Genomic DNA, 26,195 nt, shown 5'->3' with positions numbered 1-26,195 from the left:
CCACTCAGCCGGAAATCGCCAGCCGCTCGTTGTGGTAGCGGCGCACGGCGGCGAACCACAGCACGGCGGCCAGCGCCAGGCTGGCGCCGAGGTAGATCGCCCAGATGGTCGGGCTGATGTCCTCGTGGCGGATCACCTTCAGCAGCATCTGGTTCTGCGACAGGAACGGCACCGCGTACTGCCACAGCTCGCTCTTCACCGGGTAAGCCATCAGCGCGTAGCCGGGCAGCATCGGCAGCAGCACCAGCCAGGTCATGTGGCTCTGCGCTTCCTTCATGCTCTTGGCCGCAGCCGAGAGGAAGGTCAGCAACGAGGTGCCGATCAGCAGCATCGGCACCATCACCAGCAGCATCTGCAGCATCGAGCCGATGTTCATGTTGAGCTGCCGGCCGACGTTGCCGGGCGCGATCTGTGCGCTGGCCTTGAACGCGATCAAGGTCAGCAGCAACGAGGCGAACCCGACCACGCAGGCGGCGGCGATCTTGCCGCTGACGATGGCACTGCGCGACCCCGGGGTCGCCAGCAACGGCTCCAGCGATTGCCGTTCGCGCTCGCCGGCGGTGGCATCCATCACCAGGTAGGCGCCACCGATGAACGAGGTCAGCGTCAGCAGCACCGGCAGCAGCATCGACAGCATCATGCCGCGCTTGGCCTCGGCACTGGCCATGTCCTGGGTGGCCACATCCAGCGGTCGGGCAACCTGTGCATCGACGCCACGCGCCATCAGGCGCAGCGCACCAACCTGGCCGTTGTAGGTTGCCAGGGCCGCCTGCAGCCGCGCACTGGGCACTTCGGCGGCACGACGGGTGCTGTCACGGATCACTTCCACCAGCGCAGGCTTGCCATCGGCCCAGTCCTTGCCGAACTCAGGGCTGATGCGCAGGGCCACGTCGATCTCCTGCGAGCGGATCGCTTCGGCCAGATCCTTCGGTGCCGGCGCGGCGTTCAATCCCTGCGCCGCCAGGAAGCGCACCAGGTTCGGCGCATTCTCCGCACCGATGGTCGGAATCTGCAGCGGCTGTTCGATCTGGATCCGCACGCGGCTTTCAGCCAGCTTGCCCATGCCCAGGATCAGCAGCGGGTACAGCACGGGGCCGAACAGCAGGGTCAGCAGCAGTGTGCGGCGGTCACGCGAGAGGTCGCGCAGTTCCTTGCGCATCACCGTCATCAGGGTCGACATCATGCTCATGCGTGCAGGCCCTCTTCGCTGCCGATCAGTTTCACGAACGCATCTTCCAGGTTGGGCTCGCCGGACTGCGCGCGCAGTTCATCGGCACTGCCGGCGGCCATCACCGTACCCTTGGCGATGATCACGATGTGGTCACACAGCGCGCCGACCTCCTGCATGATGTGGCTGGACAGGATCACGCAGCGCCCCTCCTCGCGCAGGCCCAGCAGGAAGCGGCGCAGCGCGCGGGTGGTCATCACGTCCAGGCCGTTGGTGGGTTCATCAAGGATCACGTTGCGCGGGTCGTGCACCAGCGCGCGGGCAATGGCGGTCTTGGTGCGCTGGCCCTGCGAGAAGCCATCGGTCTGCCGATCGAGGATGTCGGCCATGTCCAGCGCATGCGACAGCACTTCGATGCGTTCGCGGATGCGCGACGCCGACAGGCCATGCAGCTCGCCGAAGTAGGCGATGTTCTCGCGTGCGGTCAGCCGCTTGTAGACGCCACGTGCATCCGGCAGCACGCCGAGGTGGCGACGCACTTCCACCGGATCGCGGGCCGCGTCGATGCCATCGACGGTGATGCTGCCTTCATCGGGCGTCATCAGCGTGTACAGCATGCGCATGGTGGTGGTCTTGCCGGCGCCGTTCGGCCCGAGCAGGCCGGTGATGCGGCCATCCTCGGCGCGGAAGCCGACATCGGCCACCGCCTGGATGCGACCGGTGCGGGTATTGAAGGCCTTGTGCAGGTTGTCGGCGACGATCATGGGGCCCATCCGTTGAACGAGGTGAACGCCGGCACGTAGCTCAGCGTGTCCAGGCAGCTGGCATCCAGCGCCTTGGCATCGGTGGTGTCGATGAACTGGCCGAGCAGGCGTGGCATGCAGCCGGCGGTGAGGGTGCCGTGGCCTTGGCCGCGGGCAACCAGCGCGCGTCCCTTCGGCAGGCCCTTGAGCACCTGCTCGGCGTAACGCGGCGGCGTCACCGGGTCCAGTTCGCCGGACAGCAGCAGCACTGGCAGGTCGCTGTGCAGCGGCACTGCCGCAGCCGCCGCAGCCGGTTGGTGCGGCCACACCGGACAGGCGGCGAAGAACGCGCGCGCCACTTCCGGGCCGACCAGACTGTCGCTGCTTTCGACCGGCGCCTGGTAGCGCGGAGCGTCTTCGCTGCAGATCACCGACCACTGCATGCCGCGGTTGATCTGGAAATCCATGCTGCGGGTCGCACCGCGCGCCAGCGACGCCAGTGGTGCATAGCGACCCTGTGCCGCTTCATCCAGCACCAGCGGCAACAGCGAGGAGTACTGCGGTACGTAGGAGAAGGCGAACGCCAGGCCGACCACGCTGTCCGGGGTCAGCACGTCCTGCCGCGGTGCGTTGGTGCCGGGGTCGCGGTAGTCGACCGTGACCGGCGCGCGGCGCAGGGTTTCCACCACGCTGCGCAGCTGCGCACGGGTGTCGACCGGGAAGCGCTTGCTGCAGACAGCATCCTTGCGGCACTGCTCGGACTGCAGGGTGATCGCGTTGTCGAAGGTCGTGGCGAAATCGCCGCCGACCACCAGCTCGTTCGGTACCACGCCATCGATCACGATGCTGCGGGTGTGCTGCGGGTACGCGGCCGCGTAGCGCTGGGCAACGCGGGTGCCGTACGAGCCACCGACCAGGTTCAGCGTGTTGGCGCCCAGCGCCTGGCGTACCGCGTCCAGATCGGCGATGGCTTCGGCGGTGGTATAGAAGCGCGGATCGGCACGGCCCTTCAGCGACGCAGCGCAGCGCTCGGCGTACTCGCGCAGCAGCGCCTCGCTGGGCGCAGCGTCTTCATCCATCGGCAGCTCCTTGCCGTCCGCGCCCAGGCAGCTGAGCGGATTGGAGCCGCCGGTGCCGCGCTGGTCGATCAGGAAAATGTCGCGCTGCTTGCGCACCTGGCGCAGTGCCGTATCGACGATGACGGCCACCTCGCTGGCCGCCTGGCCAGGTCCGCCGGCCAGGAAGAACACCGGGTCCGGCAGGCCCGAACCGCTGTTGCCCGACTCCAGCCAGGCCACGCGCAGATCGATCCTGCGGCCATCCGGCCTGCTCCGGTCTTCGGGCACCTGGAACGTCGCGCACTGCGCCTCGACGTTGGCATTGGCGCCTTCGGTGGCCAGCGTGCAGGGGCGGAAATCGATCTGGCCGTAGCGGCGGCTGGGTGTATCGCCCGCGCCGTCGGACCCTGCCTGCGGCGGTGCACTGCAGCCGGCAATCAGCATGCTGGCCAGCAACCCGGCCCGCGCGAAATGGTGTCTTTGCATCGTGCGTGATTCCCCTGGGGATGTTCCTGTCCACCACGACGGTGTGCCGCGGCAGATGTGACCAATCGAATGTGACCCAACTTACACGCGCCGGACGCTGGCGGCGACAGGCGGATGTCCTGGGCCGGCGTCGGCACGGCCACCAGACGGTTGCGACCCTCGGCCTTTGCCCGGTACAGGGCGGTATCGGCCAGCGCGATCAGGTGGCGAAAAATGGCGAGCAGGCGGCCCGTGGCGCCGGCAGAATGCGCGCAGAACCAGGAGACACTCCATGCATCCGTGGCAACTCAGTGGCATCGACCACCAGCCGTTCGAGACGCTTTTCGAATCCAGCGACGATGCGCTGGCCGCGCGGGGAATCGTGCGCCGGCGCGCCGGCGACAGCGGCGGCTACCCCTGCAGGGTCAGCCTGACCGACGCGCCTGCCGGTGCAGAACTGCTTCTGCTGCCCTACACACACCTGGCCACGCATTCGCCATACCGCGCCTCGGGCCCGATCTTCGTGCAGCGCGGTGCAACCCGCTGCGTGCTGCCAGCGGGCGTGGTACCTGCCTACGTGCAGCGTCGGCTGATCTCGGTGCGCGCCTATGACAGCGCGGACTTCATGCTGAGCGGCCTGGTCTGCCAGGGCACCGAGGTTGCCACGCACCTGGACCGGCTGTTCGCCGATACAACGGTGGCCTTCGTGCAGCTGCACAACGCAGGACATGGATGCTTTTCGTGCCAGGTGAATCGGGTCGGCCACCCGCGGCAATGACGTTGCACGGGAACGTGATCGTCGCCGCGCCGCAGGCGTGACCGCCAGCGTGTTCGTTCAGTGTGGCGTGAAGCCTGCGGGAAGGGCTTCACACACGTAGTCACGGATCGGCATTGACGTGGTTTCCCACTGCGTGTTGCAGCTCGATACTCGCGGCGGTACCGCTCATCGTCCGTCGCGCGATACGGCGTGGGTGCTGCGGTCACCGCTCCCTTCGACGACCACAAGGATGCGCCATGTCTCTGCGATACACCCCATTGCTGTTGGCCACCGTCTTCGTTGGCGCCGGTGTTGGCGTTGCCGGCAACGCCACTGCACACGGCACGATGATCACCCCGGTCAGCCGCGTCTATGCCTGCTTCCAGGGCAACCCGGAGAACCCCACCAACCCGGCCTGCGCGGCCGCCAAGGCAGTGGCCGGCTCGCAGGCGTTCTACGACTGGAACGGCATCAACCAGGCCAACGCCAACGGCAACCATCAGGCCGTGGTGCCCGACGGCAAGCTGTGCAGCGGCAACAACCCGACCTTCCGCGGCCTGGACCTGGAGCGCAGCGACTGGCAGACCACACCGATCCAGCCCGATGCGAACGGCAGGTTCACCTTCGTGTTCAAGGCGACCGCCCCGCACGCTACGCGCGACTGGAAGTTCTACGTCACCCGCGCCGGCTGGCAACCGGGCAGCCCGCTGCGCTGGGCCGACCTGCAGGAATTCTGCTCGCTGGGCAACACGCCGCTGTCGGCCGATGGCACCTACAAGCTGCAGTGCACGCTGCCGCAGCGCAGCGGCCAGCATGTGATCTACAACACCTGGCAGCGCGCCGATTCCACCGAAGCGTTCTATACCTGCATGGACGTGCGCTTTGAAGGCGGCGGCGGTACCACGCCGGTGCCGCAGTGGCAGGATGCCGGGCCGGTGACTGCACGTACCGAGCTGCCGGTGGGCACCACCCTGGCGCTGCGTGTGTTCAATGCCAACGGCAACGACGTGGAACGCGTGGAAGCCACCTTGGCCGCAGGCCAGACCACGCCGGCGCAGTGGCCGTTGGCGCTTGCGCGCAAGGTCAACGCCATTGCCCAGCATGCGCGCGTCGGCGTACTCAGCAACGGCGCGATCACGCCCACCGCCTCGGCCACCGACAACCGCGTGTACCTGAAGGATGGCAATCGCTTCCAGCTGGACACCAAGGTGCCAGATCCGGGTACGCCGTCACCCGGCGGTGATTTCGACCATGTGTATCCGGCCGGTATCGGCAGCTACGTGCCCGGGCAGACCGTGGTGAAGAGCAGCGACGGCAAGCTGTACGCCTGCCGCCCGTTCCCGGAAGGCGCGTGGTGCAACGTCAATGCCGAGGCGTACCGGCCGGGTGTGGGTTCGGCCTGGCGCGATGCCTGGGTGCCGTACTGAGTGACTGAGTGACTGAGCGGGGGCGGCGCGCGCGTGCCGCCCCGCTTCTGCAATGGGGCAGAGGCAGGCCTGCGGGTCCGGCTTGAAGTGTTAACCCGTTCGCGCAGGCACTGCACATCCCGTCGCAGCCTGCAGCTTTTCGGAATCGTTGAATGGTTGGCGCTGTGCATCGTGTGGAGACTCGCTGGACCTTCCACCGTCCACAGGACCCCATCATGCAACCGCTCAATCGACTTGCTCTCGCGGTGGCTGCCATCGCCAGCCTGGGCGCCTCTGCCAGCGCGCTGGCACACGGCACCATGTCCAAACCCACCAGCCGGGTGTACGCCTGCTACCAGGGCAATCCAGAGCAGCCGACCAACCCCGCCTGTGCTGCGGCCAAGGACATCGGCGGCGCACAGCCCTTCTACGACTGGGCCGGCATCAACCAGGCCAATGCCAATGGCAACCACCAGGCAGTCGTTCCCGACGGCGAGCTGTGCAGCGGTGGCAACAGCAAGTACCGCGGCCTGGATCTGGACCGGTCCGATTGGTCGACCACGCCGATCCGCGCCGATGGCAACGGCCGTTACACCTTTGAATTTCTTGCCTCCGCCCCGCATGCCACCCGCGAATGGAAGTTCTACGTCACCCGCGATGGCTGGCAGCCGGGCAGCCCGCTGCGCTGGGCCGACCTGCAGGAGTTCTGCACGCTGGGCGACGTCCCGTTGTCCGCGGGCGGTGTCTACAAGCTGGACTGCCCACTGCCCCAGCGCAGCGGCCAGCACCTGATCTACAACACCTGGCAGCGCTCGGATTCGGCCGAGGCCTTCTATACCTGCATGGACGTGCGTTTCGAGGGAGGCGGTGGCGTCGAGCCGCCACCGCAATGGCAGGATGCCGGTCCGGTCACCGCCCGCGGCGCGCTGGAAGTGGGCACCACCCTGACCCTGCGCGTGTTCAACGCCCAAGGCAACGATCTGGAGCGCCCGGAGATCACCCTGGCCGCCGGCCAGACTGCGGCGAACCAGTGGCCGCTGGCTCTGGCCCATGCGGTCAACGCCAGTGCACAGCAGGCGCGCGTTGGTGTGATGAACAATGGTGTGATCAGGCCGATCGCCTCGGCCACCGAGAACCGCGTCTATCTGAAGCCGGGTCATCGGTTCCAGCTCGACACGCGCGTTCCGGATCCGGTCGATCCTGTGGATCCACCGCCGGGTGGCGACTACGACTTCGTGTACCCGGCCGGACTTGGCAGCTACAAGCCCGGCGAGACCGTGGTGAAGGGCACCGACGGCAAGCTGTACGCCTGCCGCCCGTTCCCGGAAGGCGCGTGGTGCAACGTCAACGCCGAGGCCTACCGGCCGGGCGTGGGTTCGGCCTGGCGCGATGCGTGGGTGCCGTACTGACCGGGAAGGAGCCGGAGGCAGCCGCTGGCTGCCTCCACTGATCACCGCGGCCTGCACTCGCAACGGCCATCCGGAGGGCAGAAGCAGATGAACTACCTGAAATGGGACCTTGGAATCCTGCAGGCGGGTGACGTGATTGAAATCACTCTGACCCGCGCCGCCAACGTGCGCTTGATGACACCAAGCAATCTGGCCAGTTACCGGAATGGGCGAAGGCATCAGTTCCACGGCGGGCTGGTCAGCACGTCACCCTTCCACCTCACGGTGCCCTCTTCGGGCCCATGGCATCTGACCATAGACATGGCCGGACTGGCGGGCAGCACCCAAGCCTCGGTGCAGGTGCTGCCGCGCCCCTTGCCACCTGCCTGATCCCGGCGGCAGCGGTCTTATTTGCTGCTGACGTACTTCTCGCGGCGGATCTGCGGATTACCCAGGCCCGCCGCCTTCAGCGCTTCGGCGCAGGCGTCGACCATGTCCGGATTGCCGCACAGGTAGGCGATGTCGGTGGCCGGGTCCGGCGTGAACGCCGCCAGCGCCTGCTGCACATAGCCATGGTGTACGTCCGGGTGCGGCTCGGCCGGCAGTTCCCGCGACAGGCAAGGCACATAACGGAAGTTCGGGTGCTTTTCGGCGAAGCTGTAGAAGTCTTCGCTGTACAGCAGTTCCCCCGGGCTGCGGGCGCCCTGCAGCAGGACCACCTGCACGCCACGCTCGGCCATCGCCGTTGCCAGCAACGGCAGCATCGAGCGGTACGGGGTGACGCCGGTACCGGTGGCGATCAGCAGGTAGCGGCCGTTGTGGTCGCCGGGGTTCAGGCAGAACCGACCGTAGGGACCGGACGCGCTGACCTGGCCGCCGATGTCCAGCGCCTCGAACAGCGCCGTGGCGGCGCCACCGGGTACGAAGCTGACCGCGATATCCACCGCCTCGCCTGGCCCCAGCGCGTGGTCATGGATGGTCGCCAGCGAATAGCTGCGCTTGGTTTCGGTGCCATCGGCGTAGCTGAAATGGACCTGGATGAACTGGCCGGGCTGGAAATCCAACGGCTGGCCGTCGTCACGCACGAACTGGTAATGGCCGATGGAGGGCGCCAGCATGCGGCGGTCGACCAGTTTGATGGGGAATTGGACAGGCACGACTTTTCGGGACAGTGTGTAGCCGGGGCAAGCCCTCGGGGTCTTCTATAATAGACCTTCCCCGCCCCTCTCCAGCGCCAGCCCATGGGCGCGAAGGCTTCGAGCTTGGCTTCCCTGAACGATACGGCGCCCGCCCTGCGCGTGCGCGACCTGCGTAAAACCTATGACAACGGCACCCAGGCCCTGAAAGGGGTCTCGCTGGAAGTGGCCCCGGGCGACTTCTTCGCCCTGCTGGGCCCGAACGGTGCCGGCAAGTCCACCCTGATCGGCATCATCAGTTCCCTGGTCAACCTCAGCGAGGGCCAGGTGGAAGTGTTCGGCAGCGACCTGGTGCGCAACCGCAGCGCCACCATGCGCCTGATCGGGCTGGTGCCGCAGGAGATCAACTTCAACCTGTTTGAAAAGCCCTTCGACATCCTGGTGAACTACGCCGGCTTCTACGGCGTGCCGCGCGCCGAAGCCGAGCAGATGGCCGAAGTCGAGCTCAAGCGCGCCCACCTGTGGGAGAAGGCGCAGGTGATGAGCCGCACCCTGTCCGGCGGCATGAAGCGCCGGCTGATGATCGCCCGCGCGATGATGACCCGACCGCGCCTGCTGATCCTGGACGAACCGACCGCTGGCGTGGACATCGAGATCCGCCGCGACATGTGGCGGGTGCTGAAGGAGATCAACGCCGCCGGCACCACGATCATCCTCACCACCCACTACCTGGAAGAGGCCGAGCACCTGTGCCGCAACCTGGCCATCATCGACCACGGCCAGATCGTCACCCAGGGCCCGATGCGCGAACTGCTGGCCAAGCTTGACGTGGAAGGCTTCCTGCTGGACATCGACGGCACCCTGCCCGCCCAGTTGCCGGTGATCGAGGGGGCAACCCTGACCGCCACCGACGGCCATACGCTGGACATCGACATGCCGCGTGCGATGGACCTCAACCGCGTGTTCGAGGCACTGAACGCGGCGGGCATCCGCGTGCGCTCGATGCGTACCAAGAGCAACCGCCTGGAGGAACTGTTCGTGCGCCTCACCGGCAACCAGGAGACGTCCGCATGAGCAGCACCCCGACCCCGGTCCTGACCGACGGCCAGCGCAACCGCATCGCACTGATGACCATCGTGCGCCGCGAAGTCGCCCGCATCATGCGTATCTGGGGCCAGACCCTGGTACCGCCGGCGATCACCATGACCCTGTACTTCCTGATCTTCGGCGGCCTGATCGGTTCGCGCGTGGGCGACATGGGCGGCTACACCTACATGCAGTTCATCGTGCCTGGCCTGGTGATGATGAGCGTGATCCAGAACAGCTACGGCAACATCAGCTCCTCGTTCTTCGGCGCCAAGTTCGGCCGCCACGTGGAAGAGCTGCTGGTCAGCCCGATGCCGAACTGGGTGATCCTGTGGGGCTACGTGGCCGGTGCGGTGCTGCGTGGCCTGATGGTGGGCGTGATCGTGCTGATCATCGCGATGTTCTTCACTCCGGTGCGCATCCCGCATCCGCTGGTGACGCTGACCACGGTGATCCTGGGCGCGACGATCTTCTCGCTGGCCGGCTTCATCAACGCGGTGTATGCGAAGAAGTTCGATGACGTGGCGATCGTGCCGACCTTCATCCTGACTCCGCTGACCTACCTGGGCGGCGTGTTCTATTCGGTGGAGCTGCTGCCGCCATGGGCGGAGGCGGCCACGCACGCGAACCCGATCTTCTACATGGTCAACGCGTTCCGCTATGGCCTGCTGGGCAGCAGCGATGTGCCGGTGGTGGTGGCGTATGCGCTGATGATCGGTTTCGTGGTGGTGCTGACGGCGCTGGCGCTGTGGTTGTTGCGCCGTGGCGTGGGCATGCGCAGCTGAGGCTGTTCTGCAGGGCCTGCGGCCCTGCACCCGCGGTGGTAGTGCCGGCCGCTGGCCGGCAACAGCAACAGCAACAGCAACGTCAACGTCAAAAGCGAGATATCCGTGGGATGGCGGGATGGTGTCGGGTTGCGGGGACGCCGCAAGTACGTCCTTGTAGGCTTGGCCGCGCCATCCATGGCGCGGACACCCCGCAACCCGACACCACCCCGCCTTCGACAGTTTTCCGCTGCTGTCGGAACGGCGTCTGTGCTGCTGTTGGTGGGTGTCGACCCTGGTCGACACAGTAGATCCACGCCATGCGTGGATGAAGCATTCGCGATGGAGCCGAGCATCTGCTCGGCTCTTTTCGTTTGTGAGCTGATGGATATAGATCCATCGGAAAGATGATCGCGTGGAACGAGCGAAGCGACCCGCTGTTGCTTTTGATTTTCTTCTTTGTTTTCCGTGGTGGACGCACACGGAAACCGTCAGGGGTCGGGCGGGGTGGGCTCGCGGGGGTGTCCGCGCCATGGATGGCGCGGCCAAGCCTACACGGACGTACTTGCGGCGTCCCCCGTGAGCCCACCCCGCCCGACCCAAACACAGCTTGCGCTTCAAACCACCACGAGGGGCTCAGCCGTTGGCCGCAAACTCCGGCACAATCGCTGCAGTGAATCCCCCAACTGCAGTGAGCGTGCAATGCGTATCCTGATCCTCGGCGCCGGCGGTACCGGCGGTTACTTCGGTGGTCGCCTGGCCCAGGCTGGCGTGGACGTGACCTTCCTCGTGCGCCCCGCGCGCGCCGCACAGCTGGATCGTGATGGCCTGGTGCTGCGCAGCCCGGTGGGCGATGCCACGTTCCCGGTGCAGCACGTCACCGCAGATGCCCTGCCTGCGCTGGCCGCGGACAAGCCGTTCGATCTGGTGATCCTCAGCTGCAAGGCCTACGACCTGGACAGCTCGATCGATGCCATCGCCCCGGCGGTGGGCGCGGGCACCACCGTGCTGCCGATCCTCAACGGCCTGCATCACTACAACGCGCTCGACGCGCGCTTCGGCCGCGACGCCGTGCTCGGCGGTCTGTGCTTCATCAGTGCGACCAAGGCGCCTGATGGCGCCGTGCTGCACCTGGGCAAGCCGGCCAAGCTGACCTTCGGCGAACGCGATGGCGGTGCGATCTCCGCGCGCGTGCAGGCGTTCGCAGCAGCGTGTGCGCAGGCCAATCTCGATCATCTGGCCAGTGAGCACATCGGCCAGGAACAATGGATCAAGTACACCTTCCTGACCGCGTTGGCGGCAGCCACCTGCCTGCTGCGTGCGGACATCGGCACGATCGTGGCCACCGACGACGGCGACGCCATCGTGCGTGGGCTCTATGACGAATGCCTGGCGGTGGCCGAAGCAGCGGGTGAGCCGGTGCCGCAGGCGGCGCAGGACACCGCGCGTGGCACCCTGACCCAGGCCGGTTCGGCGTTGAAGGCGTCGATGCTGCGCGACCTGGAGGCAGGCCAGCAGGTGGAAGCGGCCCAGATCGTCGGCGACATGCTGGCGCGTGCGCGCGCCGCGGGCCAGGAAGCGTTGCTGCTGCAGGTCGCCTACAGCAGCCTGCAGGCCTACCAGGCCCAGCGCTCGGTGTGATCCGATGAACATGCCTGGCCCGTTGCCGAAGCGCGTACTGATCCTCGGCATGGGCTGGAGTGGCCGCGTGTTGGCCGCGCGCCTTCAGGCCCAGGGCGTACACGTGGAAGGCACGGTGCGCGATCCGGCGTCGGCACCTGGCGATGGCCTGCCGCGTCATCAGCTGCGTGCCGACGCCGCGCTTGCCCCGAGCCTGCTCGCTGCGATTGCCCATGCCGACGCGGTGCTGTGCAGCGTCCCTCCCGATGCCGAGGGCGACCCGGCGCTGCGCCTGCTGCATGCCGCGTTGCGCGACAGCAGTTCACTGCGTTGGCTCGGTTACCTGTCGTCGACCTCGGTCTACGGCGACCGCGACGGTGGCTGGATCAATGAGCACAGCGTGGCCGATGCCACCGGGCCGGCAGGCATGCAGCGTCGCCTCGCCGAAACGCAATGGCGTGCGCTGGCGGATGCGCGCGGTATCGCCTCGGCGATGTTCCGCCTGCCGGGCCTCTACGGACCCGGGCGCAACGCGCTGCTGCAGCTGGCGCAGGGCCGCACGCGGCACGTGGTGCGGCCAGGGCTGGTGTTCAATCGCCTGCACGTGGACGACCTGGCTGCGGTGGTGATCGCCGCGATGCAACGCCCCATGGCCAACGCACTGTATCTGCCGAGCGATGACGAACCGGCGCCGCCGCAGGATGTACTGGCCTTCGCTGCGCAGCTGGGGGGATTTACCCTGCCGCCCGCGGTGGCCTGGGACGATCCATCAGTGAGCGCGACATTGCGGCGCTTCTACCAGAGCAGCAAGCGCATCGACAGCCGCAGCACGCGCGACGCGCTGGGCTGGACGCCGCGGTTTCCAACGTATCGGGAAGGGCTGACGGATCTTGCCGCTTCGCTCGCCGGGCATGGCCCGGCGCTACCGGATCCGGACGCTCCCCGCTGACGGATATGACCGCTTCGCTCGCCGGGCATGGCCCGGCGCTACCGGATCCGGGCGCTCCCGGCCGGCACTACCGTTTGCCGATCAGGCGGCGTCCGGCAACCGGAAGAACGCACGCGTGGCAGCCGTGGCGTTTGCCGCCGTGGTCTGCACATCCTCACCACGGTCCCGCGCCAGCTCTTCCACGATGTGCGACAGGAACACCGGTTCGTTGCGGCGGTCCTTCGGCATCGGCTTCAAGGTGCGCGGCAGCAGGTACGGTGCGTCGGTCTCGATCATCAACCGGTTGGCCGGAATGTTCTTCACCAGCTCGCGCAGGTGGCCACCGCGCCGCTCGTCGCACAGCCAACCGGTGATGCCGATGTACCAGTCCTGGTCGAGATAATCGAACAGCTCCTGGCGCTCGCCGGTGAAGCAGTGCACCACGGCCGGACCGATGCGGCCTTCGAAGTTCTTCATCTGCGCCATGAAATCGGCATGCGCGTCGCGCTGGTGCAGGAACAGCGGCTTGCCATTGTCTGCGGCCAGCTGCAGCTGGCGCTCGAACGCGCGATGCTGCGCCGGGCGCGGCGAGAAATCGCGGAAGTAATCCAGCCCGCACTCTCCCACCGCCACCACTTCGGCATGGGCGTGCAGCGCGCGCATCTCCGCATCGCACTCGTCGGTGTACTCCACCGCGTGGTGCGGGTGCACGCCGGCGGTGGCGTACAGGAAGCCCGGGTGCTGCTGCGCCAGCTGCAGGGCCAGCGGCGAATGCTCGCGGCTGGCACCGGTGATGATCATCTGCACCACACCGGCCTGGCGTGCGCGGTCCAGCACGGCGTCGCGGTCGCGGTCGAAGGAGTCGTGGGTCAGGTTGGCGCCGATATCGATCAGATGCATGGGGGCAGCAGAGGCAGGAAAACCCGCGCATTGTACCCGTGCCCGCCATGGCCCCTTATCCTTTGCAGATGAACGCCCCGCAATTCCCCATCTCTCCGCTGCTGCCGCAGATCCAGCAGCACCTGGCCGTGCACCCGCGGCTGGTGCTGGAAGCCCCGCCTGGCGCGGGCAAGACCACCCAGGTGCCGTTGGCGCTGCTCGATGCGCCGTGGCTGGAGGGCCGCAGGATCATCCTGCTGGAACCACGCCGGGTGGCCGCGCGCAGTGCCGCGATGTTCATGGCGCGCCAGCTCGGTGAGGAGGTCGGCGGCATCGTCGGCTACCGCATCCGCTTCGAGAACAAGGTATCGGCGCGCACGCGCATCGAGGTCGTCACCGAGGGCATCCTGACCCGGATGCTGCAGGACGATCCAATGCTGGAAACCGTGGGTGCGATCCTGTTCGATGAATTCCACGAGCGCCACCTCAGTGGCGACCTGGGCCTGGCGCTGGCGCTGGACGTGCAGTCGCAGCTGCGCGATGACCTGCGGTTGCTGGTGATGTCGGCGACGCTCGATGGTGAACGCCTGGCGCGCTTCCTCGATGCACCACGACTGAGCAGCGAAGGCCGCAGCTATCCGGTGGCGATCAGCCACTTCCCTGCCCGGCGTGACGAGGCGCTGGAACTGCAGGTGCGGCGCGCGGTGCAGCAGGCGCTGGCCGAGCACCCCGGTGACCTGCTGGTGTTCCTGCCCGGCCAACGTGAGATCGCACGCGTGCAGGCAGGCCTGCAGGACAGTCTTGCTGGCGCTGCGGTGGACGTACTGGCCCTGCACGGTGAACTGCCGGTGGAACAGCAGGCGCGCGTGCTGCAGGCCGCCAGCGACGGCCGCCGCCGCGTGGTGCTGGCCACCAACGTCGCCGAATCCTCGGTGACCCTGCCCGGCGTGCGCGTGGTGATCGACAGCGGCCAGGCGCGCGAGCCCCGCTACGACCCCAACAGTGGATTCACCCGCTTGGACGTGGTCGCCATTGCGCAGGCCTCGGCCGACCAGCGTGCCGGCCGTGCCGGGCGCGTGGCCGAGGGCGTGGCCTGGCGGCTGTGGCCGCAGTCGCAGCGGCTGGAACCGCAGCGTCGCGCCGAGATCGACCAGGTTGAACTGGCCGGCCTTGCGCTGGAACTGGCCGCCTGGGGCAGCAGCGACCTGCGCTTCCTTGACCCGCCACCGACCGGGCCGATGGCCGCCGCACGCGAACTGCTGCAGCGCCTGGGCGCGTTGTCCAGCAGCGGCGCGATCACTGCACTCGGCCGTCGCGTACTGGCGCTGGGCACCCACCCGCGGATGGCCGCGATGCTGCTGGCCGCAGCTGATGCCCGCGCGCAGGCGTTGGCCGCCGATCTGGCGGCATTGCTGGAAGCTCGTGACCCATTGCGCCAGGGCGGTGATGCACTGGCCGCACGCTGGCGCGCACTGGCGGCCTTCCGCAACGGCCGTGCGCCGGCCGACGCCAATCGCAGTGGCCTGGCCGCCATCGATGCCGCTGCCAAACAGTGGCGCCGTCGCCTGCGTTGTGACGCTACACCGCCCGCCAGCATCGAGGCCCACGAACTGGGCGACCTGCTGGCCCATGCCTTCCCCGATCGCATTGCCTTCCAGCATCCGAACGACCCGCTGCGTTACCTGCTGGCCAACGGCCGCAGCGCCCGCCTGCATGAACTGAGCGACCTGCGGGGCGAACCGTGGCTGGTGGCCAGCGAACTGCGCTTCGAGGCGCGCGACGCGCTGCTGCTGCGCGCCGCACCGGTGGATGAAGGCTATCTGCGCAGGCACTGGCCCGAGCGCTTCGTAACCGAAGACGCGGTGCGCTGGGATGACACCCGCCGCGCCCTGGTCGCGCTGCGCGAAACACGCTTCGACCGCATCGTGATGGACAGCCGTTCGGCTGGCCGGGTTGATCCGCAGCTGGCGGCGCAGGCACTGACCGACGCCGTTGCCGAGCTTGGCCTGCAGGCATTGCCATGGACCGACGGTCTGCGCCAGTGGCAGGCACGGGTGGAATCGCTGCGGCGCTGGATGCCGGAGCTGGGCCTGCCCGACTGCAGTGATGCCGCATTGCTGGCCAACCGTGCGCAGTGGCTGCAGCCGGCGTTCGCGGGCAGGACACGGCTGGATGCACTGGACGAGGCCAGTTTCGGCGAAGCGCTGAAGTCGCCACTGGAATGGTCGCAACGGCAGCTGGTCGAGCGCCACGCGCCCACCCGGATCACCGTGCCGTCAGGGCTGGAGCGGCCGATCAGCTACGCGCTGGACGGCGAAAGCGGCGAGCCGTTGCCGCCGGTGCTGGCGGTGAAGCTGCAGGAGTTGTTCGGCCTGGCCGATACGCCACGCATCGCCGATGGCCGGGTGCCGCTGACCCTGCACCTGCTGTCGCCGGGTGGCCGGCCGTTGCAGGTCACCCAGGATCTGCGCAATTTCTGGGAAAACACCTACGCCGAGGTGAAGAAAGAGATGAAGGGCCGTTACCCGCGCCACCCGTGGCCGGACGACCCTTGGACGGCTACGGCGACCCACCGGGCCAAGCCACGCGGGACGTAATGCGCGCCGACACCCCGCCCGTTCCTGAATGGCTGCGGTAGAGTCACACCACGCGCCCGCCTGACTGACATACCGTTTACGGGCAACAGGCGACACTGGACTTCGACCCGAGGCAAGGACACCCCCGCATGAGCAAGCTGACCGTAATCACCGACCGCGCCCTGGAGCGCGCCCTCGACCTGGCCCATACCGCAGGCGATGGCCTGAAGAGCGCGGGCGGCAGCCTGCGTCACCTCGGCCCGCAGGCCAGCGACTGGATCAAGACCGGTGCCGCCCTTGGCGCGGTGAAGACCGGCGGCAAGGTCGCCACCAAGTTCGCCCGCCGCAATCCGGCGGTGACCATCGCGGCAGCTGCCGTGGGCGTAGGCCTGCTGGGCTATGCGCTGTACCGCAAGCAGCAGAAGAAGAAGGCCGCCAATGGCCATGTGGTCAACGGCCAGGCCCAGCGCATCAACGCGCGCGATCGGCGCAACGACACCGTGGTCGACGAGCACAGCGATATCGGCAGCGATGCCTGATTGACCGGGGTCGGATCCCTTCCGCAGGAAGGGCTCTGACCCCATGACGCTGCACGAGGGTCGGACGCCGCAAGGCCTCCGCCCTTTTTTTTCAGCCGATCTGCCGCCACTGCCCGGGCTGCAGGTCATCCAGCCGGTATGGCCCCATTGCAGCGCGTACCAGGCGCAGCGTCGGCAGGTTCACCGCAGCGGTCATCCGCCGCACCTGGCGGTTACGCCCCTCGCGGATCGTGATCGCCAGCCAGCTGTCGGGCACCGTCTTGCGGAAGCGCACCGGCGGATCGCGCGGCCACAGTTCAGGCGCAGGATCGAGGCGCTCGATTTTCGCCGGCAGCGTCGGCCCGTCATTGAGCACCACGCCATCGCGCAGCTGCTGCAGCTGCCCATCGCTGGGCGTGCCTTCCACCTGCACCCAGTAGAGCTTGTCCGCCTTGTGCTTCGGGTCGGTCAACTTATGCGCCAGCCTACCGTTGTCGGTCAGCAGCAGCAGGCCTTCACTGTCATGGTCGAGGCGGCCGGCAGCGTAGACGCGCGGCGGCAAACCGAAGCCGGCCAATGTCGGCCGCGGCGGCACGCTGCGGTCGGTGAACTGGCAGAGCACGTTGAACGGCTTGTTGAAGGCAATCAGCATCGCGGGGACGGCAGGCGGCGGGCAGGGCATTGTCCCATGCCACGCCGCGTGCTCGCCGGGCATGGCCCGGCGCTACCGGGTCACGGCTTCACGAAACGCAGGGTCATGCGATCGCTTTCACCGATGGCCTGGTACTTGGCGTCATCCGCCTTGTCATGCTGGTTGGTCGGCGGCAGGGTCCACACGCCATTCGGATGGTCCTTGGTATCGCGCGGGTTGGCATTGACCTCGGTGCGCGCGTCGAGCTTGAAACCGGCGGCCTCGGCCATCGCGATCACCTGCTGCTGGCCCACATAACCGGTGTCGTCAGCGTCGGCCACGTCGGCCTTGGCGCGGTGCTCGACCACGCCGAGCACGCCACCCGGCTTGAGCACGTTGAAGAAGCCCTGGAACATGCCCTGCGCCTGGCCGGCCTTGCGCCAGTTGTGCACGTTGCGGAAGGTCAGCACCACGTCCGCCGAGTTGGCTGCACCGAACACCGGCTTGGCCGGGTCGTAGGCAACCACGGTGGTTTTGTCGAACTGTGCCGGTGCGGCGGCGTACTTCTTTTCCAGGCTGTCGCGGCTGCGCTGCTGGTAGTCGCGGCCACGACCTTCAGCCACGGCCTGCGGATCGACCACCGCGGCAATGTAATGACCCTTGTCGCGCAGCAGCGGCGCCAGGATCTCCGAGTACCAGCCGTTGCCCGGGGTGATCTCGATGACGGTCTTTTCCGGCGCGACGCCAAAGAAGCCCAAGGTCTGCGCAGGATGACGGAAACCGTCGCGCTTGACGTTGGCGGGGTCGCGGGTCGAGGCCTTCACCGCGGCATCGATCGCGGGCGACACCTGGATCTTTGCCGGTGCGACCGTGGCCGGCGCGGCGAATGCGGGAACGGCAACCAGCAGCGCCGAAGCAAGCAGCAGGCGGCAACCACGCAGGGATGAGGCAGCAATCATCGGGGCGACTCCAGCGGAAGATGCGGCGAGACTAGCAGCCGCCGCGCCGCAGGTGTTCACAAAACGTTAGCCGCGTGCGCGGTGCGGAACACAGTTTTGTGGTCAGCGCCGCAGCGCGGTCACACATCGCGTTCTATCCTGAAGGACTTCCCCCAAGGAGTCCGTGCCCATGACGGCAAACCGCGAACTGGGCCGTTCAGGCCTGCATGTAGCTCCGCTCGCCTTCGGTGGCAACGTGTTCGGCTGGAGCGCTGATGAGAAGGCCAGCTTCGCCCTGCTGGATGCCTTCGTCGATGCCGGCTTCAACCTGGTCGACACCGCCGACGTGTACTCGGCGTGGGTGCCGGGCAACCAGGGTGGCGAGTCGGAGACGCTGCTGGGCAAGTGGTTCGCGCGCAGCGGCAAGCGCGACAAGGTGGTGCTGGCGACCAAGGTGGCCAAATGGGCCGAGCGCCCCGGCCTCACCCCGGACAACATCAATGCGGCGGTGGAGGAGTCGCTGCGTCGCCTGCAGACCGAGGTGATCGATCTGTACCAGGCTCACGAGGACGATGAATCCACGCCGCTGGAAGCGACCCTGGCCGCGTTCGGTCGCCTGATCGAGGCGGGCAAGGTACGCGCGATCGGCGCGTCCAACTACAGCGCCACGCGTCTGGCCGATGCCTTGAAGGTCTCCACCGACTACGGGCTGCCGCGCTATGAAACCCTGCAGCCGGAGTACAACCTGTACGACCGCGCCGGCTACGAGAAGGAACTGGAACCGCTGGTGCAGCGCGAGCAGATCGGCGTGATCAACTACTACGCACTGGCCAGCGGCTTCCTCAGTGGCAAGTACCGCACGCCGGACGATGCCGGCAAGAGTTCCGCGCGCGGCGCCACCGTGGTCAAGCGTTACCTGAACCCGCGCGGCCTGCGCATTCTGCAGGCACTGGATGACGTGGCCAGCAAGCACAACGCCACTGCCGCGCAGATCGCGCTGGCATGGCAGATCGCACGGCCGTCGATCACCGCACCGATCGTCAGTGCCACCAGCGTGGAGCAGCTGCACGACCTGCTGGCGGCGGCGAACGTGGCGTTTAGCGTGCATGACGTGGCACAGCTGGATGCGGCCAGCGTGGAAGGTTGAAGGCGGAGGGTGCCGGCCAACGTCGGCACCCTTCAACGGATCCGCGCCATGCGTGGATGCTTTGCCTCAGCGCGGCAGGCTGTCCTCGGCCACCAGCGCATGGTGCATGCCGATGCCCGCGCGCACGCCTTCTGCCATGGCCAGGGTGATGTTGCCGACCGTGGTCGCATCACCGGCGGCGTACACGTTCGGCACCGAGGTCTGTTTCATCATGTCCACCTCGGCCAGCACGCCCAGCGGACTCTCCACCAGCGCGCAACCCAGCTGCTGCACCAGCGGCGTGGCCATCTGCTGCATGGCCGGCACGAACAGCGCACGCTGGGCGACTCGGCGACCGTCGGCAAGTTCCACTTCCAGCCACGTCGGCTGCTCGCCGTGCACACCTACCACCGGCGTGGTTTCCACCTGCACGCCGCGCTGCTGCATGGCGGCCAGCTCCTCCTCGCTGATCGGCAGGCCCTGGCTGAAGAAGGTGACGTTGCCCCAGTCGGCGAACAGCGGCGCCTTGCCGGCCGACATCGGATGGCCGCCGAGCAGGCCGATCGAACCGCCACCCACTTCATAACCATGGCAGTACGGGCAGTGCAGCACGGTGCTGCCCCAGCGCTCGGCAAGGCCGGGCAGATCGGGCAGCTGGTCGGCGATACCGGTGGCCAGCAGCAGCTTGCGCGCGGTCAGTACCTGGCCGTCGGCCGTACGCACCTCCACACCTTCGGTGCGGAGCGTGGCCTGCACCGCTTCGGCATTCAGCCAACGCACGGTCGGGTAGTCCAGCAGTTGCTGGCGCGCGTTCTTCAACAATTCGGCGCCACTGATGCCGTCCAGGCCCAGCACGCCGTGCGAATGGCTGGCGAAGCGGTTTCGCGGCGAACCCGCATCGATGATCGTGACCGGCCGGCGCGCACGCGCCAGGATCAGTGCGGCGGCGATGCCGGCGTAGCTGCCGCCGACGATGAGGACATCAGGATTCATGGTGACCTTCCAGGGAACGGTGATGGGCAAGATGGCGGGCGAAGTCGGCGCCAAGCTGGTCGAGGGTGGTTGCCTGCAGCCGCTGCTCGAGCAGGCGCTGCGCTTCGCGGGCACTCTCCAGCAGGGCCTGGTTGACCAGCTGCTGGATCGGGCAGCCGCCCCTGCCTTCGCGGGTACCGACCCGGACCATCGGCGGCGCGCCGATGGCTTGGTAGACGTCATGCAGGGTGATCGTCGCCGCATCGCGGGCGAGCTGGCTGCCGCCACCGTGGCCGCGCGTGCTGCGTACCAGGCCGGCCTTGTGCATCTGCGCCAGCAGGCGGCGGATCACCACCGGATGGGTCGGCAGGCAGGTTGCCAGCTGTTCGGAGGTTCGCGGCCCGTGCTGGCCGACCAGATGGGCCATCACGTGCAGGGCGTCGGAAAGCGGGTTCGCGGATTTCATGTAACAACAATGGTTACATTTAAACCACCTGTCGAGGGTCTTCTTTCGTTCCATATGGACACATTTGTCCAATGAAACACATTCTTCACATCACTAAACAGAACGGGAATGTGACACGCATCGCACTTCAGAGCGCTAAAGGACGGTCGATACCGCATCGCACCCCTTCCGAGATCTCGTCCCATGAAAGCCTCTTCCCATGCGCCGCGGCTGCAGTCGAAGCTGCTCGGTGCCGTTTCTGTTGGTCTGGCTGTTGTCCTGGTATGCGCCCTGGCGGGCCTGGCGTCGGCCTGGTTGAAGCTGTCCACCGACGTACCGCCGGAGGTTGCCCACAGCCGTGACGCCGAGCGCCTGCAACGCGAATTCCGCGGACAGGTACAGGAGTGGAAGAACGTGCTGCTGCGCGGCCACGATGACGCGCTGCGCCAGCATCACCTGCAGGCCTTCGACAACGAAGGCCGCGTCGTTGCCGAACTGGCCACGGGCCTGGCCGCCAGCCCCGATGCGCGCACGCGCGAACTGGCGCAGGCGTTTTCCGGCCTGCACGCACAGTTGCAGCAGGACTACCACGCCGCACTGCAGGCCTTCGCTGACGCCAGCTACGACCCGGCGGTTGGCGATTCCCTGGTGCGCGGCAAGGACCGTCCGGTGGCCAGTGCGCTGGATGCCCTGAGCGTGCGTGCCACCGAGGTAGCCGAGGCTGCAGTGACCGCGCGTTCGCAGGATTCCCGACAGGTGCTGGTGGTATGCGCCGCGCTGACCATCGGCGCCGCCGTGCTGCTGCTGATCGCCCTTGGCTGGTGGCTGCGGCGCGCCGTGGTGCAGCCGGTGCTGGCGGTGGAAGCGGCCGCGCGTGCGGTTGCCGCCGGTGACCTCGACCACGTGGTGCAGGTGCGCAGCCGCGACGAGATCGGTCGCCTGGCACAGGCGATGCAGGCCGTGCAGAGCACCCTGCGTGGCGTGCTTGATGCGCAGACCGCGATGGCAAGGGCACACGACGCCGGCACGATCAGCCACCGCATGGACAGCAGCGCCTTCCCCGGCGCCTACGGCACGATGGTGGCCGACACCAACACCCTGGTCGATGCGCACATCCAGGTGAAGATGCGCGCGATCACGATCATGGGCCGCTATGCAGTGGGCGATCTCAGCCTGGACATGGAGCGCCTGCCCGGCGAGAAGGCCGTGATCACCCAGGCGCTGGATGCGGTGAAATCCAACCTGGGCGCGATCAACGGCGAGATCCGCCGCTTGGCCGAAGCTGCGGCAGCGGGCGACTTCAGCCAGCGCGGCGACAGTGCGCGCTTCGAGCATGATTTCCGCGCGATGGTCGATGGCCTGAACCGATTGATGCAGACCACCGAACAGAACCTGGGCGAGGTCTCGGCCATGCTGCGTGCCATTGCCGAGGGTCGACTGGGTGCGCGTATGGACGGCGACTTCCAGGGCGTGTTCGCCCGCATTGCGGGGGATGCCAACGCCACCGCTGCACAGCTGGCGACGATCGTCAGCGACATCAAGCACGCCTCCGGCAGCATCCATACCGCTGCTGCGGAAATTTCCGCCGGCAACAACGACCTGTCGCGCCGCACCGAACAGCAGGCGGCGAACCTGGAAGAAACCGCCGCGTCGATGGAGGAGCTGACCTCCACCGTGCGCCAGAACGCCGAGCACGCGCGGCAGGCCAACCAGCTGGCGATCGGTGCGCACAGCGTGGCCTCGCACGGCGGCGAAGTGGTCGGCCAGGTCGTGGCGACGATGGATGCGATCGAAGGCTCGTCGCGGCAGATCGCCGACATCATCAGCGTCATCGACGGCATCGCGTTCCAGACCAACATCCTGGCGCTGAATGCCGCGGTGGAAGCGGCGCGTGCCGGCGAGCAGGGCCGCGGGTTCGCAGTGGTCGCCAGTGAAGTGCGTACGCTGGCGCAGCGGTCGGCGGCGGCGGCCAAGGAAATCAAATCGCTGATCGAGGCGTCGGTGGAACAGGTTGGCCACGGTGCGCAGCGTGTGCGCCAGGCCGGCGACACCATGGCCGAGATCGTCGCGTCGGTGCAGCGCGTGACCGACATCATGGCCGAGATCTCCGCTGCGTCACAGGAGCAGTCGGCCGGCATCGAGCAGGTCAGCCAGACCATCATCCAGATGGATGGCACCACCCAGCAGAATGCCGCGCTGGTGGAAGAAGCCAGCGCCGCGGCACGCAGCCTGGAACAGCAGGCGGATCGCCTGATCGAAGCGGTGGATGTGTTTGATCTGGGAACCGCGACGGCGAGCAAGGGTGCGCTGGCGCGCGCGGCCTGACGGATCCACCGGGCAGTGTGGGGGTTGCCGGCCAGTGGCCGGCACTACCATGCGTGCGATTCCCGGTAATGCCGGCCGCTGGCCGGCAACCCGGACACTCCATCAGCGCAGGTAATCCGAGGCGGCCATCGCCTCGCCCAGGTAATCCAGGAACGAGCTGATCCGTGCCGATACGGCCGTGTTGCGGTAGTACACCGCATGGATCGGCTGGTACACATCCAGCGTCTGCGCGGCCAGCACCGGCACCAGGCTGCCGGCCGCGCGGTCGCGTTCGGTCACGAAGTCGGACAGGCAGGTGATGCCCACGCCCTCCACCGCCAGCGTGCGCAGGGTCTCGCCGCTGGACACCGCGATGTCCGGCCGCACCAGCAGCTGCCCCTCGGCATCGCCCGGCAGCGGCCAACGGTTCAATGACTCCGGCTCGTTGAACCCCAGCAGCGTGTGCTGACCCAATGCCACCACGCTGGCGGGCTGGCCGTGCGTGGCCAGATAGGCCGGGCTGGCCAGCACCTGCAGCCGGCAGCGCCCCAGCGGCCGCGCATGCAGGGTGGAATCGGCCAGCGGGCCGATACGGATCGCCAGATCGGTGCGCCGTTCCAGCAGGTCGATGTAGCGCTCGGAACTGTTCAACTCCAGCTGCACGTCCGGATAGCGCGCGCGGTAGCCAGCCACCAGCGGCGCGATCACGTGCAGCACGAACGGCATCGCTGCATCCACCCGCAGCCGGCCGGCCGGACGCTCGCGCCGCGCCGCCATCTGTTCCTCGGCCGATTCCACTGCATCGATGATCGCCCGCGCATGGCGCAGGTAGGCCTCGCCCTCGGCGGTCAGGTGCAGGCGGCGGGTGGTACGGGTCAGCAGGGTCGTGCCCAGCTTGTCCTCCAGACGGCCCAGCGCGCGGCTCACGCCCGAAGGTGTCTGCCCCAGCTGCTCGGCAGCCGCGCTGATCGAACCGCTGTCGATCACCGCCAGGAAGGCCTGCATTTCGTCGAGGGTGGTTTTCATGGCGCCATTATTGACCACGCGGCAAGAGTGATTGGCGTGAAGACCGGTTTTTCGGCAAAGGTCGGCCGCGCACACTGCGCGCCTTCCTTCCCTCTGGACACTGTCATGATCCGTGGCATTCCGCTCGCCCTGCTGGCGCTGACCCTCGGTGCCTTTGCCATCGGCACCACCGAATTCGTCATCGTCGGCCTGATCCCGACCATCGCTGCCGACCTGCAGGTCAGCCTGCCCTCGGCCGGCCTGCTGGTCTCCCTGTATGCCCTGGGCGTGGCCGTCGGCGCGCCGGTGTTGACCGCGCTCACCGGCCGCGTGCCGCGCAAGACCCTGCTGGTGGCGCTGATGGTGCTGTTCACCCTCGGCAACGTCATCGCATGGATGGCACCGGGCTACACCTCGCTGATCGTCGCCCGCATCCTCACCGGCCTGGCCCACGGCGTGTTCTTCTCCATCGGCTCGATCATCGCCACCGCCGTGGTGCCGAAAGAGAAGGCCGCCAGCGCGATCGCCATCATGTTCACCGGCCTGACCGTGGCGCTGGTGACCGGCGTGCCGCTGGGCACCTTCATCGGCCAGCACCTGGGCTGGCGCGCCACGTTCCTGGCCGTGGCCGGCCTGGGCGTGATCGCGCTGCTGGGCAGCCTGCTGTTCGTGCCGCGCAGCCTGGCACAGAGCGCGCCGGCCACCTTCCGCCAGCAGCTGGGCGTGCTTGCGCAGCCGCGCCTGCTGATGGTGTATGCCATCACCGCGCTTGGCTACGGCGGCACCTTCCTGTCCTTCACCTACCTGGCGCCGATCCTGCAGGACGTCACCGGCTTCTCGGCCAACGCGGTCAGCCTGGTGCTGCTGGTGTATGGCGTGTCGGTGGCGATCGGCAACCTGTGGGGCGGCCGCATGGCCGACCGTATGGGCCCGATTCCCGCGCTGAAGCGCATCTTCGCGCTGCTGGCCATCGTGCTGCTGGTCATGACCTTCACCGCCCACAACACCTGGCTGATGCTGCTGACCGTGCTGGCACTGGGCGCGGTGGCGTTCGGCAACGTGCCCGGCCTGCAGGTGTATGTGGTCAAGCAGGCACAGCGCTACGCACCGCAGGCGACCGATGTGGCCTCGGGCCTGAACATCGCCGCCTTCAACATCGGCATCGCGCTGGGTGCGTCGCTGGGCGGCCTGGTGGTCGAGCACATCGGCCTGATGCATACGCCGTGGCTGGGTGCGCTGGTGGTGGTCGGTGCGTTCGCACTGACGGCACTCAGCGGCCGCCTGGACCGTCGCGACGGTATCGACGATCGCGCCGAAGGCATTGCGGTGAGCGCGCACTGATGCATGCAATGCACCGTTGCCGGCATGCACACGGCCCCTGCCCTACCCTTTGCGATCACCTCCTTCCCCCGCTTTGGAGTTCTCCATGACTGTCCCCGCTTTCGGCCTCGGCACCTTCCGCCTGAAAGACCAGACCGTGATCGACTCGGTGCGCAACGCGCTGGACGTCGGCTACCGCGCCATCGACACCGCGCAGATCTACGGCAACGAAGCCGAGGTCGGCCAGGCCATCGCCGAGTCGGGCGTGCCGCGTGACGAGATCTACCTGACCACCAAGGTGTGGATCACCGAGTTCAAGCGCGATGCGCTGCTGGCCAGCCTGCGCACCAGTCTGGAAAAGCTGCGCACCGACCATGTCGACCTGGCGTTGATCCACTGGCCGTCACCGAACGACAAGGTCGATACGCCGATGGAGGAATACCTGCCTGCCCTGGCTGAGGCCAAGGCACAGGGGCTGACCCGGGAGATCGGTATCTCCAACTTCACCATCGCCCAGACCCGCAAGGCGATCGAGATCCTCGGCGCCGATGCCATCGCCACCAACCAGATCGAGATCCACCCCTACCTGCAGAACCGCCTGCTGGTGAAGTTCCTGCAGGACAACGGGATCCGCGTCACTGCCTACATGAGCCTGGCCTACGGCGAGGTGATCAAGGACCCAGTGATCCAGGCCATCGCCGGCCGTCATCAGGCCAGCCCGGCACAGATCGCGCTGGCATGGGCGCTGCAGCAGGATTACGCGGTCATTCCGTCATCGACCAAGCGCGAGAACCTGGCCAGCAACCTGGAAGCCGCCGCGATCCGCCTGACCGAAGACGACATGGCGCAGATCGCCAAGCTGGACCGTGGCCACCGCCTGGCCAATCCGGAAGGCATCGCACCGGCTTGGGATTGAAGAACGGCCGCCGGGCATGGCCCGGCGCTACCGGATGACGGTGGGT

24 protein-coding genes are annotated in these 26,195 nt (G+C 67.5%); 14 read left to right on the top strand and 10 right to left on the bottom strand.

The annotated features are described in order from the left end of the window. Nucleotides 1-4: 4 nt before the first annotated feature. From LC407_RS13485 to LC407_RS13475, 3 genes are read right to left on the bottom strand one after another with little or no spacing between them, the layout of a single operon-like run. A complete protein-coding gene (locus tag LC407_RS13485) occupies nucleotides 5-1,189 on the bottom strand; it encodes an ABC transporter permease (RefSeq protein ID WP_025877563.1) in 1,185 nt (394 codons plus the stop codon). Then, a complete protein-coding gene (locus tag LC407_RS13480; RefSeq protein ID WP_025877565.1) occupies nucleotides 1,186-1,932 on the bottom strand; it encodes an ATP-binding cassette domain-containing protein in 747 nt (248 codons plus the stop codon). Before LC407_RS13480 ends, LC407_RS13485 begins: the two co-directional genes overlap by 4 nt. Continuing rightward, the gene (locus LC407_RS13475; protein ID WP_032976837.1) at nucleotides 1,929-3,455 is read right to left on the bottom strand and encodes an alpha/beta hydrolase; all 1,527 of its coding nucleotides are present in this window, start codon (nucleotides 3,453-3,455) and stop codon (nucleotides 1,929-1,931) included. The genes LC407_RS13480 and LC407_RS13475 overlap by 4 nt, the downstream gene beginning before the upstream one ends. 271 nt (nucleotides 3,456-3,726) lie before the next feature. Between LC407_RS13475 and LC407_RS13470 the strand changes: the two genes are divergently transcribed. From LC407_RS13470 to LC407_RS13455, 4 genes are all read left to right on the top strand, one after another. Next, complete coding sequence (locus tag LC407_RS13470; RefSeq protein WP_134833245.1) at nucleotides 3,727-4,212, top strand: DUF1203 domain-containing protein; 486 nt, start codon at nucleotides 3,727-3,729, stop codon at nucleotides 4,210-4,212. Between the two features lie 236 nt (nucleotides 4,213-4,448). Next, nucleotides 4,449-5,618, top strand: a complete 1,170-nt coding sequence (locus LC407_RS13465) for a lytic polysaccharide monooxygenase (RefSeq protein ID WP_223482997.1) — start codon at nucleotides 4,449-4,451, stop codon at nucleotides 5,616-5,618. A gap of 215 nt (nucleotides 5,619-5,833) precedes the next feature. Beyond that, nucleotides 5,834-7,006: a lytic polysaccharide monooxygenase gene (locus LC407_RS13460; RefSeq protein ID WP_025877570.1), complete on the top strand. Its 1,173-nt coding sequence runs from the start codon at nucleotides 5,834-5,836 to the stop codon at nucleotides 7,004-7,006. Nucleotides 7,007-7,093: 87 nt separating this feature from the next. After that, nucleotides 7,094-7,375 carry a DUF1883 domain-containing protein gene (locus tag LC407_RS13455; protein WP_025877572.1) on the top strand — a complete coding sequence of 94 codons (282 nt, stop codon included), beginning with the start codon at nucleotides 7,094-7,096 and terminating at the stop codon, nucleotides 7,373-7,375. A gap of 17 nt (nucleotides 7,376-7,392) precedes the next feature. On the opposite strand, the gene LC407_RS13450 is transcribed toward LC407_RS13455, so the two are convergent. Next, nucleotides 7,393-8,142, bottom strand: coding sequence for a ferredoxin--NADP reductase (locus LC407_RS13450; protein ID WP_080149594.1), 750 nt, complete (start codon nucleotides 8,140-8,142; stop codon nucleotides 7,393-7,395). Between the two features lie 84 nt (nucleotides 8,143-8,226). Here LC407_RS13450 and LC407_RS13445 point away from each other — a divergent pair, with 84 nt between their 5' ends. From LC407_RS13445 to LC407_RS13430, 4 genes are all read left to right on the top strand, one after another. Further along, nucleotides 8,227-9,195 carry an ABC transporter ATP-binding protein gene (locus LC407_RS13445; RefSeq protein ID WP_051501690.1) on the top strand — a complete coding sequence of 323 codons (969 nt, stop codon included), beginning with the start codon at nucleotides 8,227-8,229 and terminating at the stop codon, nucleotides 9,193-9,195. Beyond that, nucleotides 9,192-9,992, top strand: coding sequence for an ABC transporter permease (locus LC407_RS13440; protein ID WP_025877578.1), 801 nt, complete (start codon nucleotides 9,192-9,194; stop codon nucleotides 9,990-9,992). The genes LC407_RS13445 and LC407_RS13440 overlap by 4 nt, the downstream gene beginning before the upstream one ends. A gap of 681 nt (nucleotides 9,993-10,673) precedes the next feature. After that, the gene (panE, locus tag LC407_RS13435; protein ID WP_025877580.1) at nucleotides 10,674-11,612 is read left to right on the top strand and encodes a 2-dehydropantoate 2-reductase; all 939 of its coding nucleotides are present in this window, start codon (nucleotides 10,674-10,676) and stop codon (nucleotides 11,610-11,612) included. Nucleotides 11,613-11,616: 4 nt separating this feature from the next. Next, nucleotides 11,617-12,540 carry an NAD-dependent epimerase/dehydratase family protein gene (locus LC407_RS13430; protein ID WP_223482996.1) on the top strand — a complete coding sequence of 308 codons (924 nt, stop codon included), beginning with the start codon at nucleotides 11,617-11,619 and terminating at the stop codon, nucleotides 12,538-12,540. 81 nt (nucleotides 12,541-12,621) lie between these two features. Here LC407_RS13430 and LC407_RS13425 read toward each other — a convergent pair whose 3' ends face one another. After that, complete coding sequence (locus LC407_RS13425; RefSeq protein ID WP_025877584.1) at nucleotides 12,622-13,419, bottom strand: TatD family hydrolase; 798 nt, start codon at nucleotides 13,417-13,419, stop codon at nucleotides 12,622-12,624. Between the two features lie 68 nt (nucleotides 13,420-13,487). Between LC407_RS13425 and hrpB the strand changes: the two genes are divergently transcribed. Together hrpB and LC407_RS13415 are read left to right on the top strand one after the other, a co-directional pair. Then, nucleotides 13,488-15,995 carry an ATP-dependent helicase HrpB gene (gene hrpB / locus LC407_RS13420; RefSeq protein ID WP_140228480.1) on the top strand — a complete coding sequence of 836 codons (2,508 nt, stop codon included), beginning with the start codon at nucleotides 13,488-13,490 and terminating at the stop codon, nucleotides 15,993-15,995. 128 nt (nucleotides 15,996-16,123) lie between these two features. Continuing rightward, the gene (locus LC407_RS13415) at nucleotides 16,124-16,513 is read left to right on the top strand and encodes a hypothetical protein (RefSeq protein ID WP_025877588.1); all 390 of its coding nucleotides are present in this window, start codon (nucleotides 16,124-16,126) and stop codon (nucleotides 16,511-16,513) included. A gap of 91 nt (nucleotides 16,514-16,604) precedes the next feature. Here the strand turns inward: LC407_RS13415 and LC407_RS13410 are convergent, their stop codons facing one another. Continuing rightward, nucleotides 16,605-17,144 (bottom strand): pseudouridine synthase, encoded by a 540-nt coding sequence (locus LC407_RS13410; RefSeq protein ID WP_223482995.1) that lies wholly within the window; start codon nucleotides 17,142-17,144, stop codon nucleotides 16,605-16,607. Between the two features lie 80 nt (nucleotides 17,145-17,224). Further along, the gene (locus LC407_RS13405; protein WP_025877590.1) at nucleotides 17,225-18,082 is read right to left on the bottom strand and encodes a class I SAM-dependent methyltransferase; all 858 of its coding nucleotides are present in this window, start codon (nucleotides 18,080-18,082) and stop codon (nucleotides 17,225-17,227) included. A 169-nt stretch (nucleotides 18,083-18,251) separates the two neighbouring features. Between LC407_RS13405 and LC407_RS13400 the strand changes: the two genes are divergently transcribed. Then, complete coding sequence (locus tag LC407_RS13400; RefSeq protein ID WP_223482994.1) at nucleotides 18,252-19,208, top strand: aldo/keto reductase; 957 nt, start codon at nucleotides 18,252-18,254, stop codon at nucleotides 19,206-19,208. A 66-nt stretch (nucleotides 19,209-19,274) separates the two neighbouring features. Here the strand turns inward: LC407_RS13400 and LC407_RS13395 are convergent, their stop codons facing one another. Both LC407_RS13395 and LC407_RS13390 read right to left on the bottom strand, forming a co-directional pair. Further along, on the bottom strand, nucleotides 19,275-20,180 hold the full coding sequence (locus LC407_RS13395) for an NAD(P)/FAD-dependent oxidoreductase (RefSeq protein WP_099785826.1): 906 nt from the start codon (nucleotides 20,178-20,180) through the stop codon (nucleotides 19,275-19,277). Further along, entirely contained in the window at nucleotides 20,170-20,625 is a 456-nt protein-coding gene (locus tag LC407_RS13390) for an Rrf2 family transcriptional regulator (RefSeq protein WP_223482993.1), read from the bottom strand. Before LC407_RS13390 ends, LC407_RS13395 begins: the two co-directional genes overlap by 11 nt. A 183-nt stretch (nucleotides 20,626-20,808) precedes the next feature. On the opposite strand from LC407_RS13390, the gene LC407_RS13385 reads away from it, so the two are divergent. Next, entirely contained in the window at nucleotides 20,809-22,929 is a 2,121-nt protein-coding gene (locus LC407_RS13385) for a methyl-accepting chemotaxis protein (RefSeq protein WP_218788176.1), read from the top strand. A gap of 102 nt (nucleotides 22,930-23,031) precedes the next feature. Here LC407_RS13385 and LC407_RS13380 read toward each other — a convergent pair whose 3' ends face one another. Continuing rightward, nucleotides 23,032-23,934 carry a LysR family transcriptional regulator gene (locus LC407_RS13380; protein WP_218788177.1) on the bottom strand — a complete coding sequence of 301 codons (903 nt, stop codon included), beginning with the start codon at nucleotides 23,932-23,934 and terminating at the stop codon, nucleotides 23,032-23,034. Between the two features lie 105 nt (nucleotides 23,935-24,039). On the opposite strand from LC407_RS13380, the gene LC407_RS13375 reads away from it, so the two are divergent. Together LC407_RS13375 and dkgB are read left to right on the top strand one after the other, a co-directional pair. Further along, a complete protein-coding gene (locus tag LC407_RS13375; RefSeq protein WP_223482992.1) occupies nucleotides 24,040-25,254 on the top strand; it encodes an MFS transporter in 1,215 nt (404 codons plus the stop codon). 85 nt (nucleotides 25,255-25,339) lie between these two features. Beyond that, complete coding sequence (dkgB, locus tag LC407_RS13370; protein WP_033832513.1) at nucleotides 25,340-26,149, top strand: 2,5-didehydrogluconate reductase DkgB; 810 nt, start codon at nucleotides 25,340-25,342, stop codon at nucleotides 26,147-26,149. The last annotated feature ends 46 nt before the right edge of the window (nucleotides 26,150-26,195 follow it).

The organism is Stenotrophomonas sp. OVS01A (assembly GCF_019969775.1).
Lineage (GTDB): Bacteria > Pseudomonadota > Gammaproteobacteria > Xanthomonadales > Xanthomonadaceae > Stenotrophomonas > Stenotrophomonas indicatrix.
Note: the sequence above shows the minus strand (reverse complement) of the source record. Positions and strands in the feature narration are given on the sequence as shown.